This is a genomic window from Prevotella sp. khp1, assembly GCF_900102205.1.
Taxonomy (GTDB): domain Bacteria; phylum Bacteroidota; class Bacteroidia; order Bacteroidales; family Bacteroidaceae; genus Prevotella; species Prevotella ruminicola.
Genome location: NZ_FNJZ01000002.1, coordinates 93226 through 115077, shown reverse-complemented (window position 1 = coordinate 115077; position 21852 = coordinate 93226). Strand labels below are relative to the sequence as shown.

The following is a 21852-nucleotide window of genomic DNA, read 5'->3' as shown; positions in this document are numbered from 1 at the left end:
AGGTTTCAATTTTCGGTTGCAAATATATTATAAATTTAACTCATTTAGTTTATTTTTTGTAACGTAGAGTTTGTAAAATTGCCAAATTGTCCAAAAATGTAACATTTGATAAAGTTCTGGTTACTTTTTAATACTATCGCCTCATTAAACGTTTACCATTTTTAAACTTCTAATAATACTAAAAAAGGTGCTGCGTTGTGTTGCGCAGCACCTTTTGAATATGTTTTGCTAACTGTTTGTCTATTGTATCTCAGTAGCTTCGGCATCTTCGATGATCACATCTGGCTCGTCGTAGTACTCTGGTTCGTCGTAAACCTTGGGCTCTTCGAATACCTGTGGCTCAGGTATGGGCTCAGTAGCGATTGCTGGCTCTGGCTGCTGTGGAGCAGCTGGTGCTTCTACTTCGGGTTCAACCTCGGGCTCTAAGTCCTCGTCGGCTTTCTGCTCCAGTTTGGTAGCACCCTTGAAACGGATGGCCAACAGGGCCATATCATCACGCTGTTCGAAGTCGCCGGCAAAGCGGTGTACGGCATCCAGCATGTTCTCGATAAAAGGCTTTGGTCGTGGATCCAGCTTCATGGCCTGCAGTGCCGATCCTAACATACGTTTCTCGTTAAACACACGGTGCTCGGCATTCTTTACCTTAATAAGTCCTTCGGTATTCAGGAATATCATGGTGCCAGGCAGCATCGTCATCTCCTGAGCCTCATAGGCATAGTTGGGTTCTTCGCCTATGGCTACATTCTGCTCTACAGGCAGGTGGTGCAACTCGTTGCTTACCAACAGTGGAGCTGCATGACTGGCATTACAGAAGTACAGTTTGCCATTATAAATGTCGAGTACACCAATAAACAGACGTATATCGATACCCTTGTTTTCTTTCTGTGCCAATGCGTTGTTGATAGCCGACATAATCTTGTCGGGCTGCGATTCGAAGGTGGCTGCTGTACGGAACTGTGCTTTGACGATGGTTGTGAGCAATGATGCTTTGACACCTTCTACGCCTGATTCTCCTACACAGAAGAACAGTTTGCCGTCGCGTACACAGTAGTCCATCACACCACCACCTTCCATCTGGCCCATTTTTATGGCGCTCCATAGGTCGAACGACTTATACTTTGGTAACAGTCGAGGTGCAATCACACGTTGTATATTCTGGGCGATACGGAATTCTGAGGCTTCGCGTTCTTTCACTGCCGTATCGGCTTCCATGCGGTCGTAGTCGTATTTCAGATCCTCGTAGGCAGCCTGTAGCTGATGGGCCATACGGCGTCGGATGAGTGCATAGGCTATTAGACAGAGTATGACGATGGCTATACCGAAAGCTATCATAAACTGATATTTGCGATTCTTCTTAGCTTCCTGCTCTGTCATTTTCTCTACGGTCTTTACAATCACAGCCTGCTCTTCATTTTCTATCTTCTTCGACTTGGCAATCGCCTGACCTAATGCGTTACTGATACTGAGTGCTACCTGAATGGCTGAGTCGCGTCGCCCAGCTTGCAGGTTTGTGCGGTATTTCTTCAGCACCAGATTCTCGATGTTCTCCAACGAGTAATTCTGCGGCGTTTCGCCCATCATCGCATCCAGACTACGATAGTGTTCGGCAGCCTCATCCCAGCGGTTAGCGGCTGTCAGATAGTCGTTAGCGTCGATACGTCCCTTAGGTGTGTTACTGTAACGGGTACTCTGGAACTTTTCGTAGGCTTTGGCAGCTTCTTCGGTTTGACCTAAACCTAGTAGGGCAAGCGCCTGGTAGATATCGTAGCGGGCCAGCTGTCGGTCGATAAAGTCGGCATCGGCATCAGGTCGCTGTTCATATTCGCTCAGTATCTGTCCAAAGCGGGTGGTCCATGTCAGGGCCTCCTGCCATTTCTTTGCATATATATAATTATAGGTAATATTGATGAGACCGGTGATTCCATCTTTATAGACCACATCGTTGTGGAAGGTCTCTATGTTTTCCTTATGCCGCTGGTAAGCCTTATTAAAACCATCGCTATTACCATTGGCTGTGCCTAATCCCTCCTGACAGCAACCTATATATATAAGTATGTTCAGGTAATCGCTGGTACTGTCGCAGTGAAGCTCCTCCAGTTTGTTGGCTGCAGGGACGGCTGCATTCAGTCCCTCCTCGTAGTCGCCTCTTACGGATAGCATGTTAGCCAGACGACTGGCCGACTTGGCATAGTAAGCCATCTCGTCGCTGCTGGTTGCGTTTTCTGCCGCATCGAGCGATGCTTTCCAATAGAACTCAGCCAGGCGCTGTCGTTTCATCTTGTCGCAGGCATAGCCTCGCCAATAGTATGCTTTGGTGGGGGTGATACTGCCGATGGTTTCTAAGCTGTCAACCACCTTCAGCAGTTCAGGGTAGTTCTTGGTCTTCTGAGTGCTCTCAATCAATTTGTCGGCTTCACTCATCTGTCCGTTCTGCTCCTCATTGTTGCAGGCTGCCATCAACACGCCTGCCATCACCATCAGGAATATCCAAATTTTTGTCTGTCTCATATACGGTTCCAAGTAATTGATGTTTCTGGATGCAAAGATACAAAAGAATTTTAAATAAACTCAAAAACAAGGCAAAAAAGTGCTTGTTAGGGGACGATGATACGCACACAAAAGTAAATGTAACTCATTGAAAAAGGTATTTTCTGAAAACTGCGTACCTTTGCACCCAGAATAAACTGAAACATTGATGAAACGTATATTTACTCTGATTACAATTCTATGTGCGCTTGGCGCAGGAGCTCAGGGAGTCAAGCCATTGCCCTCGCTCCATACTGAGGGAAGATGGCTTGTTGACAAACATGGAAACCAAGTGGTGCTCCATGGTGTGATGGATACGCCCAGTAATTATTTTAATGGTGGACGCTGGGAAGGTTCCAAGGCACTTGGTTGGTGGGACCACTATAATGATACAGGCGTTACCAACTGTCTGGCTTATTTTGAAAAACTATTCAAAGGCATGGAGAAGGCTAAGTGCGATGTGTTCCGTTTGCACATGGATCCTGCTTGGACCAACGATCCTGCCGATGGTTATGTTTATGCAGGCTCAGCAGGACAGGCTTCAGATGCGTCGGGCGAGGCAGACATCAAGAAGTTTAATCCCGAGCGCTATCAGAAATACATGCCACAGCTATATCTGAAGTTGGCCGAGATGGCTATGAAATATGGTATGTACGTAGTAGTACGCCCTCCCGGTGTATGTCCTCATGACTTGAAGGTGGGCGATTATTATAATCAGTATCTGATGTATGTATGGGATGTGTTCTCTCAGCAGGAATTTGTGAAGGATCATGCCGGTCAGATTAGTATTGAGTTGGCCAACGAACCTGTTAACTTGAGAAATGCCCAGAATCAGGACGATCCCAAAGCGCTCCATGACTATTTCCAGCCTATCGTCAATAAGATCCGCGAAAACGGCTTTACGGGTATTATCTGGGCGCCTGGTACTGGATGGCAGGCCAACTATACCAGTTATGCTACTTATCCTATCGAGGGCGATAACATCGGTTATGCCGTTCATGACTATACTGGATGGTATGGCTGCAGCGATACCAATCCCGATCCACAGAACAAGATTGAGCAGTTCCATAAGCAGGTGCCTGTAGTTGATACCAACCCGATTATTATTACCGAGGTTGATTGGAGTCCCGAGAACCCCTCGGCTCAAGGTCATTATAATGAGCATAACGAGTGGGTACAGCCCAACTATGGTACATGGTCAACAGGTTCTACCTCTAAGTGGGGTAAGGCTTACAAGGCTATGCTCGACTATTATGGTAATATCTCGATGACGCTGTCGGGAACAGGCTGTTTGTTCGATATCGATAAGCTGCTCTCTACGGGCAACGTATATCCTGCTTTTAATGGTCTTGAAGAGGCCTGTGGTAAGGCTTGCATGGATTGGTATGCCGACTATTATACAGTGAACTATCCCCATGCTGACGACGAGGCTGAGACTGGCGACTTCTATACCATCGAATCGCTGAAGGCTGATCAGGAGTCATTCGATTTGATGATTGGCGATAAGACCAAGATACTGCTGAATGTGCTCTATCGCGATGGCCATACGAAGGATATCTCTGATGTAGCCACCTATGAAGTAGATCAGCCCTCGGTGGTTGAAGTCAAGAATGGTTCTATACGTGCATTGGCCAATGGCGAAGCCCAGGTACAGGCCTCATATACCGATGTGCAGGGTACCATTTGGAAGAAATCGTTTGTGGTAAAGGTTACCGGTCTTGATTTAGGCGCCCTGACAGCCTTGAGCAGTCTTTCGGATATAACCGACCTGCCTTTTGCTATCGTGAATAAGGAGAGTCAGAAGATGTTTTATGGTCCTGAGAATCAGAATCTTGACATGGGCGATCCTCTGGGCGTCATCAATAACAAGAGTATCAGCGGTTATATGTTTAAGGCCGAGGCTATTTCTGGTCGTGATGGTTGTTATCTGTTGCGTTTGATGACGTTGAACGGTAGCGAATACAGCGTTTATGGCAAGCCAGGCTATCTTAATTCTCAGCCAACAACAGGCTGGTGTAGCTTTATTCTCGGTTTGAACAACCAGAATGGCGAAGATGTCAAGGATGGCGCTGTATGGGAAATTAAATATGAGAGTGGCAAGGGCTTTACATTGAAGAATATGGCTACGGGCAAATACCTGAAGGATGCTGCCCCAGCCAAATACGATGCGCCAGCCTATTTCGATTTCTTGAAATCCAGCGTTACAGCGGGTATTCATAAGGTAGAGCGTTCTGTGGATAACGATGCTGTTTATACGCTTCAGGGCATCAAGATAGCAACCCTTCAGCAGTGGGATGCGCTGCCTCGTGGCATCTACATCGTTGGTGGAAAGAAAAAACTTAAATAATAACTTTATATCAACTCAATTAAAATGTATCAATCAACTTTAAAAACTATCCTGTTGGCATCGGCATTGCTCATTTTGCCCGCCAGCATGTCGGCCCAGAAACGTAAGGCCGCTCCTAAGAAGGCTGCTACCGAACAGGTTGGCAAGCCCGATCCTAATTTCTACATTTTCCTGTGTTTCGGCCAGTCAAACATGGAGGGTAATGCCCGTCCCGAGGCTCAGGATTTGACTAGTCCTGGTCCACGCTTCCTCCTGATGCCCGCTGTCGATTTCCCCGAAAAGGGTCGTAAGATGGGTGAGTGGTGCGAGGCTTCGGCTCCTCTCTGTCGTCCAAACACAGGTCTGACTCCCGCCGACTGGTTCGGTCGTACCCTCGTGGCTTCACTGCCTGAGAATATTAAGATTGGTGTCATCCACGTGGCTATCGGTGGTATCGATATCAAGGGCTTCCTGCCTGATAGCATCCAGAACTACCTGAAGGTAGCTCCCAATTGGATGAAGGGTATGCTGGCTGCTTACGATAACAATCCCTATGAGCGCTTGGTTACACTGGCTAAGAAGGCTCAGAAGGATGGTGTTATCAAGGGTATCCTGATGCACCAGGGCGAGACCAATACTGGCGATCCCAAGTGGGCTGGTATGGTTAAGCAGGTTTACGACAATCTGTGTGGCGATCTGAACCTGAAGCCCGAGGAGGTAAACCTCTATGCCGGAAACATTGTTCAGGCCGATGGTAAGGGTGTATGTATCGGTTGTAAGAAGCAGATTGATGAGTTGCCTCTTACCCTGCACACCTCGCAGGTCATCTCTTCGGATGGCTGTACTAATGGTCCCGATCGTCTGCACTTCGATGCCGCTGGCTATCGTGAGTTAGGTTGCCGTTATGGCGAGGCTGTAGCCCGTCATCTGGGTTACGAGCCCAAGCGCCCCTATATCGAGATGCCTAAGCAGATTGAGGTTCCTGCCGATGCTTTCATTGCCGAGACAACCGTTCCTGGTAACGAGTTCCCCAAGGTTGATAAAGAAGGTCGTGCTTATTTCCGCATCGCAGCTCCCGAAGCCCGCAAGGTGGTGCTCGACATCTGCAACAAGAAATACGACATGCAGCGCGATGGTAAGGGCAACTTCATGGCTGTTACCGATCCCCTGCCCGTTGGTTTCCACTATTATTTCATGAATATCAACGGTGTAAACTTCATCGATCCTTCAACCGAGACCTTCTTCGGTTGCAACCGCGAGGCCGGTGGTATCGAGATTCCCGAGGGTTCTGAGGGCGACTACTACCGTCCACAGCAGGGTGTGCCCGCTGGTCAGGTTCGTAGCATCTATTACTATAGCAACGAGCAGAAGACCTGGCGCCATGCAATGGTTTATACCCCAGCCGAGTACGAGCTGGCCAAGAATGCCAAGAAGCGTTACCCCGTGCTCTACCTGCAGCATGGTATGGGTGAGGACGAGACTGGCTGGAGCAAGCAGGGCCACATGCAGCACATCATGGATAACGCCATTGCCAAGGGCGAGGCTGTGCCTATGATTGTGGTCATGGAGAGTGGCGATATCAAGGCTCCATTCGGTGGTGGTAACAATCAGGCTGGTCGCAGCGCCTATGGTGCTTCGTTCTATCCTGTACTGCTGAACGACCTTATTCCTTATATCGATAGCAACTACCGCACTAAGAGCGATCGCGAGAACCGTGCTATGGCAGGTTTGTCATGGGGTGGTCATCAGACTTTCGATGTTGTACTGACCAATCTCGATAAGTTTGCTTGGCTCGGAACCTTCAGCGGTGCAATCTTCGGTCTCGATGTGAAGACTGCCTACGATGGTGTGTTTGCCAACGCCGACGAGTTCAATAAGAAGATACATTATATGTATATGAACTGGGGCGAGGAAGATTTTATCAAGAGTGGCGATATCGTTAAGCAGCTGCGTGAGTTGGGTATCAAGGTAGATTCAAACGAGTCGAAGGGTACCGCCCACGAGTGGCTCACCTGGCGCCGTGGTCTCAACGAGTTTATCCCACATCTGTTCAAAAAATAGCCAATTTCCCCAAACCTAACATCGCGCCCCTCCCGAGTCACATCGAGAGGGGCGCTTATTATGGTTATAAAGAAAAATGCGGAAATTAACCGTGTTTTGGACAAAAATGGCAGAGGATAGGACTGCTATTATTTTTAAAAGACAGATATTTGCAACCAGAATTCCACATTCACCAACTCGTATATTCAACACTATACTTATTACTTAATATTTAATTATTAACACATTAACTAATTAACATTATGTACAAACGCGAAAGAAAAGTCTCGAAGACGATGTGTTCTTCGCTATTACTACTTTCTGCTGGTGCAATGACATTCGGTTCTCCAGTCAGTGTTCTAGCTAACTCAGTTTCCCAACCGTTGACAGAGGTAACATCTGTTCAACAGCAAAAAAAGGTGATCATTACCGTCGTTGATGGCCAGAATGAGCCGGTTGTTGGCGCCAGTGTGATGATGATGTCTTCTAAAACAGGTGTCATTACCGATATTAACGGTCGGTGCGACATCGATGCAGCTTCTGGCGACGAGATACGAGTGTCGTCTATTGGCTATGTTGCCCAAACCATTAAACTCGGTAAAGGTGGCTCGCAGCGAATCGTACTCCTGGAGGATAAACAACTCCTGGATGAGGTGGTAGTGGTAGGTTATGGTACGATGCGTAAGTCCGACCTTACAGGTTCGTCTTCTACGACCAAGGGCTCTGAAATCTTGAAAATGCAGGGTTTCAATGCCTTGGAAGGTTTAAAAGGTAAGGCTGCGGGTGTAAACATCTTTAATAACACCGGTCAGCCTGGTGGCGAGATGCGTGTTATTATCCGTGGTATCTCAACTATCAATGCCTCTTCTAGTCCATTGTATATCGTAGATGGTGTTGCCATGACTGATTTCCAGTTCCTCAACCCTAATGATATCGAGAGTATCGAGGTGCTTAAAGATGCCTCTTCGGCGGCTATCTATGGTGCCCGTGGTGCCAATGGTGTTATCATGGTAACCACCAAACGTGGTAATGCCGGTAAGGGAGCGCACATCAAGTATGATGGCTCGTTTTCGGTAAGCAGTATGGCCCGAAAGATGGATGTCATGAATGCTTCTGAGTGGATGAGCGCTTTCAAGCAAGGTCTTGAGAATGCTAATCAGTTCCAGGGCATGAACTTTGATACCGATCTGTCGAAGATATTCACCGATACCCGTTATTTTGATAGCAATGGTAATCCGCTTTATGATACCGATTGGCAGGACGAGTGTTCTCGTGTAGCCGTATCTCATAATCATGAGCTGAGTATCCAACGCTCTGGCGAGAATGGCTCTTCGGTGGGTGCATTCCTTAACTTTACCGATCAGCAGGGTATTCTTCTCAATACTTATTATAAGCGTGTAAATGCAAAACTGGCCTACGATGATAACCCAACTAAGTGGCTTTCTACAGGATTGAATCTGTTGGTGAACCACTCATGGGGTAATCATACCTCCGACAATCCCTATGGACAGGGTGCTCTGCGCACGATGATTGAGCAGTTGCCTTGGTTGCCTGTACAGCTTAATGGTGAGTATGTACAGAATAACATGATTAATACAACAGGTATACTTAAAGATAAGGATAACCCCAATAGCGGTTATCAGACATTCTCTCCCGAGGGTGTTGCCAACCCAGTAGAGTTGCTTGAGCGTGTACAGGTTATACAGTATAAGACTCAGATCTTCGGAAATGCTGCTCTTACTTTCCACCTTGCAAAGGGATTGGATTTGAGAACCCAGTTAGGTATCGACTACCATAATAACCGCAGTAAGGGATATACACCTTTCCAACCACATCAGCTTATCGACCAAGGTGCCTCTCAGGGTGCAGCTTCTGCAGGTAACTCAAACTCACTTTATTGGCAGGAAGAAACCTATCTTACTTATGTAAACGACTTTGGGAAACATCATCTGAATGCCATGGCTGGTGCTTCTTGGCAGGCACGCAAATATGATTATTTCGGTGCTTCCGACAATACCTTTACCGACGATTACTATGGCTACTATAACCTAGGTTCTGGCACATTGAAACCATCTGTTGGCTCCGACTACGATAAGTGGGCCATGAACTCATACTTCTTACGCTTGGCCTATAACTACAATAATACCTATATGGCTACTGTAACGGGTCGTTATGATGGTTCTTCTAAGTTTGGTCAGAACAACAAGTATGCTTTCTTCCCATCAGTGGGCTTAGGATGGTTAGCCTCGAACGAGAGTTTTTTGAAGGATATTGAGACCATCAGCAAGTTAAAGCTTCATACCTCATTTGGTATGACGGGTAACTCTGAGATTGGTACCTATCGTTCTCTGGCTACTGTCAGTCAGTCAACCACTATCTTAGGTGGTAAGATGGTAACCGTTTCTTATCTTGACAATATGCCTAATGCCAACCTGAAGTGGGAGAAGACAGCACAGTGGGATTTAGGCTTCGAACTGGGTTTATTCAAGAATCGTTTGAATTTTGACATCTCTTACTACTATAAGTACACCTCTGATCTGCTCTTGAATCGTCCTGTTCCCGAGTCAACAGGTTATTCTTCGATTATGGACAACATTGGTGCCGTATCTAACCACGGTTTTGATATTCTGGTAACAGCTTATCCTATTCAGACTAAAGACTTCCAGTGGACCTCTACTTTGAACTTGGGCTTTAATAAGAATAAGGTGGAGAAACTCGATGAGGGTGCTTCTGTTGATCCAGTCAGCGGAAAACGTCAGATTCTTACAGATGGCTTTGTAGGTTACGATATGCTTATCCGCGAAGGCGAAGCGCTTTCTACTTTCTATGGTTACAAGCGCGCTGGTATCTACGATGGTCACCCCGAGAACTGGGATGCCAGTACGATGAATATCCCATCTATTGTAGGCGAAAAGGTTACTTATAAGCAGCGTGAGATATTGGGTAATGGTCTGCCTGATTGGACAGGTTCTTTCATCAATACCTTCAACTACAAGAATTTCGACCTTACGCTTGATCTTCAGTTCTCAATGGGTGCAGATATTATGCAGGAGTACTATCACTCTACCTTGGCTCGTTTCCTTACCAATGGTCTCGATCGTTTATACGAGGAGGCTTGGCATCCAGTAAACAATCCCAATGGGGTAGAGCAGGCCTTGCGTTTGAATAACTTCGGTATGGGCGCCAACAATCAGGCCGATTCCGACTGGGTTTGTGATGGTTCTTACTTGCGTTTTAATCTCTTGCAACTTGGTTATACCTTCTCTGGTTCTGCTTGCCGAACTCTTGGTATTTCAGCTTTGCGCCTGTATGCTAACCTGAACAACTTCTGGCTCATCTGCTCCGACGATTATAAGGGTTACGATCCAGATAACTCAACACGTCTGGGTAGTAATAACTGGGGTGCCAACCGTCAGTTTTTCTCTTATCCTCGTCCAAAAACGTTCTCTTTTGGTGTTAATGTAACTTTCTAAACAACTTATTGTAACTGTTTTATGAAAACAATAAAATATATCATATATGGAATGATGGCAAGTGCCACATTCGGTCTTACTTCTTGTGACGAATTCCTGGAAGAAAAGCCACTGGATCAGAAATCGTCAAGCCAGTTCTGGCAGTCAAAGGAAGATGCGCAGACAGGTGTTGATGCGCTTTATTTCGGTGGCGTACCTTATTTGAATCAGAATGGTGGTGGTTGGCAGCCCAAAGCCACGATGTACGGTGGTATTATCTCAGGTTTGTTCTACGACGACCATGGCGACTCACAGTTGGCCGAAGCTGCGAAGGCATGTACCTATACCTTGGAGAAGTTCTCAAGCCCTGCCATGTCCTTGTGGCATGAGTTCTACAAAGGTATCTCCCGTGCCAATTTCGTGTTGGCCAATGTGCCCAAGATGACCGATGTGCTCGACCAGGCTACAATCGACAATTATGTGGCCGAAGGTAAATTCTTCCGTGCCTATGCTTATTTCTATTTGGTGAAGGAGTTTGGCGATGTGCCTTATGTGGATGAGCCATATACCTCTACTGATGGTATGTTCAAGGAGCGTACTCCAGCAGCCGAAGTCTATCAGCATGTCATCGACGATTTGACAGATATTACCACAGGCTCAGCACTGCCCAACAAGTCGTTCTACGACAATGGTTGCCGTGTAACCCGTGCGATGGCACAGACACTCTTGGCACAGGTATATCTCCAGCGTGCCGGCTTCCCCATGAATGGTGGAACAGAAGACTATAAGAAGGCTGCACAGATGGCCGAGATGGTGATTGATGGCGGTACTGCTGCCCTGGAACAGGCTAATGGTAGTTCCGACGATCTGAACTCGGCTTATAATGTGATTAAGACTTCGAAGACTTCCAAGGAGATTATCTTTGCTAAAGAGTACGACTATGCTAATAATAATATAGGTAATGGTTATGTTAATCTCAGTATCGGTTCCGACGCTACCACCTGGAAGGATGCCAATGGTAATCAGGTGTTCAGCATGAACGTGTTACATAAGGCCTACCATCCATGTGATATGATTTTCAAGAGTTATGCTCCCGAGGATATCAGAAGTCACGAGAAGCAGTTCTTCTTCAATACCTATACTGATAAGACTGGTGTGGAGCATACGCTCAACTATACCGGTATCTGGTCGTGGTTTGATGAGGATGCCATCATTAAGAATCATGGTGGCGACTATAATATTCCTACCATGCGTTATGCCGAGGTGCTGCTGATAGCTGCCGAGGGTCATGCCCGTACCGGCAATACCGCCAAAGCACAGGAGTATCTGAATCAGGTTCGTAAGCGTGCTGGTCTGGCTGCTGAGACAGCCACTGGCGATGAGCTGGTTGCTGCCATCCTGACCGAGCGCCTGCATGAGTTCCCTGTAGAGTTCAAGGTGTGGGACGATATCCGTCGTACCCGTTTGTATCCCGAAGCTGCAGGCGATTATTCTGGAAAACTCAATTGGGTTGCGCTCTCAGGTGCGAAGATCCAGAATAAACCTGTAGATAATGTTAAGATTGGTGCTATTCCTGAGTGGGTTCTCCTTTGGCCTATCCCACAGGATGAAATTCAACACAATCCTGCTCTTACACAGAATCCTGGTTGGGAGTAAATAAAAAAGCGATAGCCTATATCACTATAGGCTATCGCAACTTTTTTTTTATTTATGAATGTTTTTGAGCAGGTTCAATTTTCCATCATCTATCAGTTTTAGTATCAGCTCACCAAACAAGGTGTTTTGCCAGGCAAACCAGTGGCGACTGTAATTGGCAGCATTGTCCTTGTTGAACGACTCGTGCATAAAGCCTGTGCCGGCATCTGTATCCACCAGCATCTGCAGGCACTCCTTAATCTCCTGATCGTCGGTGCTGGTAAAGGCACGCATCATAATCGACATGGGCCATACCATATCGTAGCCTACATGAGGTCCACCGATACCTTCGCCGGCCTTACCACGGAAGAAGTAAGGGTTATCCTCGCTCCATACAAACTTACGGGTGTTCTGATAGATAGGGTCGTTTACATCCACATCACCTAAGTAAGCCATTGCCAGCAAACTGGGCACGTTAGCATCGTCCATCAGGTGCTGGTTACCAAAGCCATCCACCTCAAAGGCATAAATCTTACCATATTTAGGATGGTTATAGATAGCGTACTGCTGCAGGGCGGCGCTCACCTCGTTGGCTAAGGTTGTGCACTCGTTGGCAGTCTTGGTGTCGTTGTTCACCTTGGTCAGGATATCAGCAGCCTTACGCAGTGATGTTACGGCAAAGAAATTGGATGGGATGAGGAAGGGGAACACCGTGGCATCGTCGCTGGGACGGAATATCGAGGCAATCAGTCCTACTGGCTTTACGGGGTTTCCATAACCACCATGACTCACGGTATCGTACTGCTGGGCTGTGGTACGCTGGAAACGGTATGGACCATGCCCGTTTTTGCGCTGCTGTTCACGGAAAGTCTTCAGAATCTTACCGATGGCCTCCTGCCACAGGCCGCCAAAAATACTGTCGTCGCCAGTTACCTGCCAGTAATAATAGGCCAGTCGCAGAGGATAGCACAGCGAGTCGATCTCGTACTTGCGCTCATGCAGGTTGGGATTCATCGTGGTGTGGTCGCTGGCCCATTCGCTGCCTGTAGGTCCCATGTTAAAGGCATTGGCATAGGGGTCGATGCAGATACACTTCAACTGGCGCAGGATGGTGCCTCGTACCATTTTTCTGATTTTCTTGTCTTTCTTGGCAAACTGTACGTAAGGCCACACCTGGGCACCCGAATCGCGCAGCCACATGGCGTGAATGTCGCCTGTATATACAAAGGTATCGTCGTCGCCCTCAGCATCCGAGTAGTGTACGGTGGTGTCGAGCGTGTTCGGAAAACAGTTCTCGAACATCCATGCTAAGTATGGCGCGTCTTTTAGCATCTTTTTTACCTCGGCAATCTTCTTTTCGATGGTGTCTGAGTAAAACAGTCGCTCTTTGGCGGCGGGTCTGCGAGATACTTTTGTGTTGTCGGCTGGAGCGGCAATCGTTTTGCTCCAGTCTTCTATCCCGTCGGCCATAACAGGCACCGATAGCCCTGCCAACAGGATGGTGGTGAGTAATGTACGTCTGTTCATTTTTGTTCTGTTTTTAATGTTTTAATTAGTTGTTTGCAAAGATACTAATTATAAATAAGTTCCTTGTTGTAATTCCTGTCAAATCAGTATGTTGTACAATAATTGCAGAAACGAGGACATTGTTTCGTTTCTTTCTGTCTACCTTTGCCACACGAAAATAATAAAAACCGTAAAGTGATGAAGAAAACTCTAACATTACTCGTCTGCCTGTTCATTTCAGGACAACTCGTACAGGCTGAAAATCTAACCGGAAAGGTGAACCCTTTTATCGGAACAACAACTCTATGGAGCCCAGCCGATCTGGGATATACACGCACAGAAACTAAACGCGCTTGGGGAGCTGAGTCATTTCCTGGCTCAGCCTTACCCAATGCCATGGTACAGCTCACCCCTGTCACCATGTATCCTTCGGGTTCAGGTTATCAGTACGAGGATCATCAGATATATGGTTTCGCGCACACATGTAAGGGCCACTGGAATCTGCTCCATCTGCCCATCATGCCAGCTACTGGTAGGTTCTATCCCGATAACTTCTGCTCATGGTTCAGTCATGCTAACGAGTCGGCTCATCCTGGCTACTATCAGGTGTATCTCGACCGCTATCATGTAAATGCCGAACTCACCTCAACCCTGCGTTGCGGCTTCCATCGTTATACCTTTCGTACCGGCGATGAGAAACGTCTGATTGTAGATATCACACGTAGCAACAATCGTCCCCGCACGTGGAAAATCGAGAAGTCGGGTGCCAACACCTTCCAGGGGTTCCAGGATGGCGAGGGCCGTATCTACTTCTATGCTGTGGCCAATCACGATGTAAGCGAGGTAAGCATCCAGAAGGATTTTCGCCATCAGATAGCTGTGGTCGATTTCCTAAATAATAAAGGATCGCGCGCATTGGAGCTCAAAATAGGTTTCTCGTTTGTAAGTATTGCCAACGCCAAGCAGAACCTCGAGGCCGAGATGCTCGACAAGAGTTTTGAGCAGGTGCGCCAGGAGGCTGATAACATCTGGAACAAACAGCTGGGACATATCCAGGTAGAGGGTGGTACCCAGAAGCAGCAAACCATGTTCTACTCTACACTCTACCGTGCTTTTCTGTGGCCTGCCTTGCGTAGCGATGTGAATGGCGAGTATACCGACGAACAGGGCCGTGTTTGCAAGGCCGACTTCCGTTACTATACCAATCCTTCGTTCTGGGATACCTATCGTAATAAGCTCATTCTGTTAGGTATGATTAACCCCGATGTGGCTACCGATATCATCAAGTCGATTATCGATAAAGGCGAGAAAGCCGGTGGTTATATGCCAACCTTCTTCCATGGCGACCATGCCTCTACCTTTGTGGCAGGTTCATGGCTGCGTGGTATCAAAGGGTTCGACTTGCAGCGTGCCTATAAGCTCCTACTCAAGAATGCTACCGTTCCAGGTCGTGGCGGTCGTCCTTGGCTCGAAGAGTACCTGAAGCAGGGCTGGATAGCCGAGAAGGATACCACCAACGTGCCCACTTGGGATGAGTATAAGGCCTCGGTAACCAAGACCCAGGAGTATGCCTACGACGATTATGCCACCGCTCTGATTGCCCGCGAGCTGAAAGATAAGAAAAACTACCAACTACTGATGCAACACTCGCAGAATTACAAGAACCTGTTTGATGCGTCAACAGGCTTCTGGCGTGGCAGGATCGCCGATGGCTCATGGATTAAGGATTTTGATCCCTGGTACCCCTATTATGCCTATATGTATCGTGAGGCCGATGCCTGGAACTCGCTGTTCTTTGCCCCGCACGATCCTGAGGGTATGGTGGCGCTCTACCCATCAAAAAAGGCTGTTGAGCTGAAACTCGACTCGCTGTTTACCCTGCCTAACCATGGCTACGAGGCCTGGAACCTTACAGGTTTCCTTGGCACCTACTGTCATGGCAACCAGCCTGGTCATAGCATTCCTTATACCTATTATTTTGCCGATAAACAGGAGAAGGCACAGGTGGTGATTGATTCGCTGCTGAACCATTACTATGGTATGGGCGAAGAGGGACTGGCCTATGCAGGCATGGACGATGCAGGCGAGATGTCGTCGTGGTATGTACTCAATGCCATCGGTATCTATACCTATTCGCCTGCCGATCCGCAGTATATCGTTACCGTGCCATTGTTCAATAAGGTTAGATTCACCCTGGGCACCACTGGTAACACGTTTACTATCCGTCGCGAGGGTAGTGGTCGTAAAATCAGTCAGATAACGGTAGGTGGTAAGCCGCTCAAGGGCTGGTTTGTGCCACACGCCCAACTGGCAAAAGGTGCTGAAATGCTGATTAAAACCGAATAAGCAATTAAACTGTTCTATAACTAAAATTACATTCAATCTAAAGTTTTACTAAATGAAAAAAGTAAATTTCAACTATTCCAGATTCATCTGGCAAGGTTTTATGGGAGTAGCCCTATGTGTAGGCAGTCCTTCCGTGGCTCTTGCCAATGGTGTCTCAGTGGCTGCTACTAACAATGTACAGCAAACCACTGTCAGGGGCACAGTTGTTGATGCATCGGGAGAGCCCATGATCGGTGTAACAGTCTCGGTAAAAGGTTCATCCTCGGGTACCGTTACTGGCCTTGATGGTAGCTTCTCGCTGAACTGCAAACCAACCGATGTCTTGGTCTTCTCGTATGTGGGCTATGTAAACCAGGAGCTGCGTGCTAATGCCAACCTGAGTCGTATTGTGCTGAAGGAAGACAATGCTATCCTCGACGAGGTGGTGGTGATTGGTTATGGCACCACTACTCGTAAAAGCGCCGTGGGTGCTGTAGATCAGGTTCGTTCCGACCTGTTGGAGAATCGTCCTGTAGCCAACGTTACACAGGCCTTGCAGGGTGCAGCACCAAACGTTATTATCCAGCGTAAGAACTACAACCCTAATGCCCAGAACAACAACTTTAATATTCGAGGCATCAGTACGCTGAACGATAACAGTCCGCTGTTTGTGATCGATGGATTGGTTACCGACTACGATAACTTCAACCGCTTGAACCCTAATGATATCGAGAATATCTCTATTCTGAAAGATGCCGGTACTGCCGCTATCTATGGTTCACGTTCGGCCAATGGTGTTGTGCTTGTTACTACCAAGAAGGGTAAGAACAACGAGCGCACCAGTATCCGACTGAATGGTATGGTAGGTTGGGAAGATCCCCATATCCTGTTCACACCTGTTACCGGCTATCAGAATGCCGTGCTGCGTAACATGGCTGAGACCAATGTGGGTAATGCCCCCGTTTACAGTCAGGACCAGATTCTCGACTTCTACGCCCATCAGGACGAGGAGCGCTGGGCGCTGAACGAGATCTTCAAGACCGCCATGCAGCAGAACTACAATATCAGCATCAGCGGTGGTAGCGATAAAACCACCTATATGGTTTCTGCCGGCTATTTTGATCAGGGTAGCAACTATGTGAGCACCCAGAAGTTCGGTTTGCAGCGCTACAACTTCCGTACCAACCTGGTTACTGAGTTGGGCCGCCTGAAGCTTACTGCCACACTGGCCTACACCCGCACCGATAGCAAGAATACCAATGGTGGTAGTCTGGAGATTGATGCCAGTCGTGTGCCCAGTGCCTATATCTATAAGATGAAGTCGGCCGATGGTCGTTACCTGCTCAATGATGTGTGGGGTGAGTTCAACCCACTCGGTCAGCTCGAGTCGGGCGGTTTCGATAAGTACCGTACCAATGCCATCACCGCCAGTGTTACAGGTGAGCTCAAGATTATCGATGGCTTGAAGCTCCGTGGTGTGTTTGGTGCCGATGTGGTGGGTAACAACCGTTACTCGCGTAGCATGCCTTCTTATTATTATGCCGGCGAAGATGCTACCGAGCCCCGTCCACGTAAGGATTCAGATTTTAAGACCAGCAACTGGAATGCCGACAACTACCGTCTGAACACTCAGATCCTGCTGGATTATAATAAGACCTTCGGCGTGCACACTGTTAGTGGCCTGTTTGGTGCCACCAACGAGTCGTACACCTGGTATAACAACGAAATCTGGAAGAACTATGTTGATCCCGACTTGGGTACCTCTACCAGCATCACTACTGGTGAGGTAGGTAACATCGGTGGTGCTACCACCGTGGATAGTTCTGGTCAGACCAGCATTACCTCACTGCTGGGTCGTATCGGCTATAACTACAAGGAGCGTTATTATGCCGAGTTCGACTTCCGTTATGATGGCAGTTCAAAGTTCCATAAGGATTACCGCTGGGGTTTCTTCCCTTCACTGTCGTTAGGTTGGCGCATCAGCGAAGAGCCTTTTATGGAGAAATATCGCGAAAAGGTGGGCGACCTGAAGATCCGTGGTTCATACGGTATCCTGGGTAGTCAGGCAGTAGGCGACTACGATCGCTATACCCGCTATAGCGTTAGCTCTACCACCTATGCTTATAATAATCAGGCCGTAGCCGGTGCCGGGTTTAACCTCGGACTGAAGGACCTGACTTGGGAACGTACCAACACTTTCAATATAGGTTTCGATGCATCGTTCTTGCACAATGCACTGAACATCACATTTGATTACTACACCAAGCGCACCAAGGACATCCTGATGAAGCCCTTGCAGCCCAGTGTTTTCGGAACCACCATGCCAAGCACCAATATTGGTGAAATGTCGAACGACGGATGGGAACTCTCTATCAACTACCGCTTGAAGACCGGCGATATGAAGCATAACTTCTACTTCAATATCGGCGACTCGAAGAACAAGGTTACCAAATTCCCTGGTAACGAGCAGATTAGCGGTGTTGATGAGATCTATAAGATCATTCGCGTTGGTCAGCCCCTCAACTCCTACTATGCATGGCAGGTAGAGGGCTTGTTCCAGAGCTACGATGAGATTAAGAACTCAGCTCTGCCTCTTGGCGCAGAGGTAGCACCTGGCGACCTGAAGTTCAAGGATCAGAATGGCGATGGTGTCATCGACTCTAACGACCGTGTCATCGTTGGTAACGCTTTCCCACGTTACACCTTCGGATTCACCTACCGCTTCGAGTGGAAGGGCTTCGACTTCAGTATGTTCTGGCAGGGTGTAGGCAAACGTTCGCAGATGCTGCGTGGCGAGTTGCTCGAGCCATACCACTCAAACTATTCATACGTGATGTACAAACATCAGCTTGATTTCTGGACCCCAACTAACACAAACGCTAAATATCCACGTCTGGCAGCACAGGGCTCGGCCTCAGATACCAACAACTGGGGCCGCCCGTCAGACATCTTCGTGCTCGATGCCAAGTATGCACGTTTAAAGAACCTTGCCATCGGTTATTCACTGCCTAAGAAGGTGATTGAGCCTCTGGGCCTGCAGAAACTCCGTGTATATGTTACCGGTCAGGATCTGCTTACACTCACCAAGAACTCGTTCATCGATCCTGAGTCGTCAGAGTTCGGTTCGAATATGAACTCTGGTGGTGGTAACAGTGGTCGTAACTATCCTATGCTGCAGTACTATGGCTTTGGTTTCGATGTAGAATTTTAATGATTAAGTATCTTATGAAAATGAAAATCAAGAAATATATCTATCTGTTTGCTGCTGTGGGCGGACTTGCGCTTACTGCCTGCAACGGCATGGAGAATGCCCCTGGCAACCAGTTTACCGATGCAAACTTCTGGGACTCTCCCGACAGAGCGCAGTACGTGGTAAACATGGCCTATGCACAGATGTATAATGCCGGCAAAATGTGGCGCGACGAGTCGCTTAGCGATAACATGATCGACGGTCGCTCTACTACCGACCAGCGCCTGATGCGTATGGGCCAAGCCACGCCTACCACTGGTATTTTTGCCAGTGAGTGGTCCGATTTGTATGGCGGCATCAAAACCTGTCATGTGTTCCTCGAGAATATCGATGCCATCACTAACCTCGATGCAGCCAAGAAGGCTCGTATGATTGCCGAGATACGTTTTGTACGCGCCTATATCTACTTCCGTCTCACCAACTTCTATGGCGATATTCCTTTCTTTACCAAGGATATCACTGTGGATGAGTCGAACACCATCAGTCGTACCTCGCATGCCGAGGTGATGGCGTTCATCCATCAGGAGCTGAACGATATCATTGGCGATCTGCCCTCGCGCAACGACCTGCCCGAGAGCGAGAACGGCAAGATTACCAAGGGTGCTGTGGTAGCCCTGCAGGCCCGTGCCTATCTGATGGACAGCGACTGGAGCAACGTGCAGAAATACTGCGAGATGCTTATCAATCAGCCCGAGACTTACGGCTCGTATGCCCTGTTCCCCAGCTACCGTGGACTGTTTGAAGAGGACAATGAGTATAACCAGGAGGTAATCCTGGATCGTGCCTATGTTCGCAACTTGCTTACCTGGGGCGAGATTCTCGACATGGTGCCCCTGAGCAAGGGTGGCCGTGTGGCCGACCGTGTACCTCAGCAGTCGTTGGTTGATAGCTATCTCACCCTGAATGGTTATACCATCGATGAGGCTGGTACCGATTACGATCCTAACCATCCTTACGACAACCGCGACCCACGCCTGGCAGCTACCGTTATCTATGATAACTACGACTGGAGCGCTAATGTGGGCGATGGCTCAAAGGGCGAGGTGATCCATATCGATCCTGCTGGCGATAACACCGTTGATACCTATATCGGAACAGGTAGCAATACCACTGCTACAGGTTACTACACCCGTAAGTGGTTTGCCCCACAGGCTACTGGCGACATGAGTTCGGGTCTCAACATCATCATGTTCCGCTATGCCGATATCCTGCTCATGTGGGCCGAGGCTAAGCTCGAGCAGAACCAGATGACAGCCGATGTATGGAACAGCACCGTACGTGCCATCCGTCAGCGTGCTGGCTTCAAGACAGCTAAGGCTCTTAACTTCCCTGCCGATAAGTCGCAGACCGAACTTCGTCAGATTCTGCGTAACGAGCGCCGCTGCGAGCTGGCCCTCGAAGGCTTGCGCTGGTACGACATCAAGCGCTGGAAGGCTGGTTCAGAGTATCTCACCCAACCCGTTCGTGGTGCCAGCTTTACCCACGACATCCCCTGGAAGTTTACGTTCGATGAGAACCGCGACTACCTCTGGGCTGTTCCTCAGAGTCAGATCGACCTCAATCCTAACTTAGGCCAGAATCCTGGCTACGGCAATTAATCCATATCATCAATAAGTATTATTAGTAAAAACCAAAAAAGAAACAATTAACTATGAATAAGAATATTATTAAGGCATTCGCGCTGTTTGGCGCCGTGTTCAGCATGTCAGCCTGCACCTCCGACATGGAGTTCAAGGATAGTCAGGTATCAGCCATCACCCAGCTCTACGAGCCTGCCGATGGCAAGAGTGTAACCCTTCAGGCTTCAGCCACTGCCTCAACTTTCTTCGAGTGGGAGGCAGCCAAGGCCGAGGATAGTGGTTCGCCCCTCTACGAGGTGGTGTTCTACAAGGACGGCGAGAGCACACCTATCTATAAGGTGCTCTCTGATAAGAATGGTATGATGAACAGCGCTACCATCACCCACAAAACCCTGAACAAGGTTGCCGCTGCTGCCGGTTTCAAGAGTGGTGCCAGCGGCACGGTCAGCTGGTCGATCATCGCTTCTCGTGGTTTGAATCAGGCCGAGGCAACCGTTAAGCACAAGCTGAACATCACTTCGCTCGAGGGCTTCGACGAGATTCCTTCATCGCTCTTCATCATGGGCGAGGGTGCCGAGAACGGTGCTGCTTTCTCATCACCCGAGCAGGGCGTATATGAGATCTTCACCAAGCTCGAGGGTGGCAAGAGCTACCAGTTCTGCAGCAACAACAAGGGCGATGGCACCATCTATTCGCTCGATGGCTTGAAGCTGCGCGAGGGTGGCTCAACCGTAGCACCTGCTACAGGCATCTATCGTCTGGTACTCGATTTCAATGTGGCTTCGGCTACCATCCGCGAAATCAAGAGTCTCGGTTTGTTCTTCTGTCCTAACAACAATATCATGTTCGATCTTCCTTACGCTGGCAACGGCGAGTTCTCAGGTGTAGGTGTGGTAGCCTTCAAGCAGGAGGGCTGGGGCCGCGACGAGCGTTATAAGTTCCTGATGGAGTATGCCGACGGTACCAAGCAGTTCTGGGGCACCAAGAATGGCACCGACTCACGCCCTGGTGGTTTGGCTATGGACGATCCTTACTATTACATCATGGAAACTGGTAACAACCAGTGGGACGACAAGTGGAAGTTTGATGGCGACTTCGATGGTGGTTCGGATGGTCCTCACCCAGGTGTCAAGACCCGCATCACCGTGCTCTTCCATGGTGCTAACTATACCCACCATGTTGAGTTGGCCGACTAATCTGTAAGTTCTAACT

At 48.3% G+C, this 21852-nt stretch carries 10 protein-coding genes; 8 read left to right on the top strand and 2 right to left on the bottom strand.

Features of this window, described 5'->3' with window-relative positions:
- Positions 1–240 precede the first annotated feature (240 nt).
- Entirely contained in the window at positions 241–2508 is a 2268-nt protein-coding gene (locus tag BLR73_RS06455; RefSeq protein ID WP_091860318.1) for a PP2C family protein-serine/threonine phosphatase, read from the bottom strand.
- 187 nt (positions 2509–2695) lie between these two features.
- Between BLR73_RS06455 and BLR73_RS06450 the strand changes: the two genes are divergently transcribed.
- The 4 genes from BLR73_RS06450 to BLR73_RS06435 all read left to right on the top strand — a co-directional run bounded on the left by BLR73_RS06450 (position 2696) and on the right by BLR73_RS06435 (position 12000).
- Complete coding sequence (locus BLR73_RS06450) at positions 2696–4873, top strand: cellulase family glycosylhydrolase (protein WP_091860314.1); 2178 nt, start codon at positions 2696–2698, stop codon at positions 4871–4873.
- A gap of 24 nt (positions 4874–4897) precedes the next feature.
- Positions 4898–6913 carry a bifunctional carbohydrate acetyl esterase/feruloyl esterase gene (locus BLR73_RS06445; protein WP_033150379.1) on the top strand — a complete coding sequence of 672 codons (2016 nt, stop codon included), beginning with the start codon at positions 4898–4900 and terminating at the stop codon, positions 6911–6913.
- A gap of 242 nt (positions 6914–7155) precedes the next feature.
- Entirely contained in the window at positions 7156–10365 is a 3210-nt protein-coding gene (locus BLR73_RS06440; RefSeq protein WP_091860311.1) for a SusC/RagA family TonB-linked outer membrane protein, read from the top strand.
- A gap of 21 nt (positions 10366–10386) precedes the next feature.
- Positions 10387–12000, top strand: coding sequence for a RagB/SusD family nutrient uptake outer membrane protein (locus BLR73_RS06435; protein WP_091860308.1), 1614 nt, complete (start codon positions 10387–10389; stop codon positions 11998–12000).
- A 48-nt stretch (positions 12001–12048) separates the two neighbouring features.
- Here BLR73_RS06435 and BLR73_RS06430 read toward each other — a convergent pair whose 3' ends face one another.
- Positions 12049–13449, bottom strand: a complete 1401-nt coding sequence (locus BLR73_RS06430; protein WP_233456487.1) for a glycoside hydrolase family 125 protein — start codon at positions 13447–13449, stop codon at positions 12049–12051.
- Between the two features lie 234 nt (positions 13450–13683).
- On the opposite strand from BLR73_RS06430, the gene BLR73_RS06425 reads away from it, so the two are divergent.
- The 4 genes from BLR73_RS06425 to BLR73_RS06410 are packed head-to-tail and all read left to right on the top strand — an operon-like array spanning position 13684 to position 21836.
- On the top strand, positions 13684–15831 hold the full coding sequence (locus tag BLR73_RS06425; protein ID WP_091860303.1) for a GH92 family glycosyl hydrolase: 2148 nt from the start codon (positions 13684–13686) through the stop codon (positions 15829–15831).
- Positions 15832–15883: 52 nt separating this feature from the next.
- Positions 15884–19021, top strand: coding sequence for a SusC/RagA family TonB-linked outer membrane protein (locus BLR73_RS06420; protein ID WP_369821139.1), 3138 nt, complete (start codon positions 15884–15886; stop codon positions 19019–19021).
- 20 nt (positions 19022–19041) lie between these two features.
- Positions 19042–20658 (top strand): RagB/SusD family nutrient uptake outer membrane protein, encoded by a 1617-nt coding sequence (locus tag BLR73_RS06415; protein ID WP_091861238.1) that lies wholly within the window; start codon positions 19042–19044, stop codon positions 20656–20658.
- 53 nt (positions 20659–20711) lie between these two features.
- Positions 20712–21836 carry a SusE domain-containing protein gene (locus BLR73_RS06410; RefSeq protein WP_013063198.1) on the top strand — a complete coding sequence of 375 codons (1125 nt, stop codon included), beginning with the start codon at positions 20712–20714 and terminating at the stop codon, positions 21834–21836.
- The last annotated feature ends 16 nt before the right edge of the window (positions 21837–21852 follow it).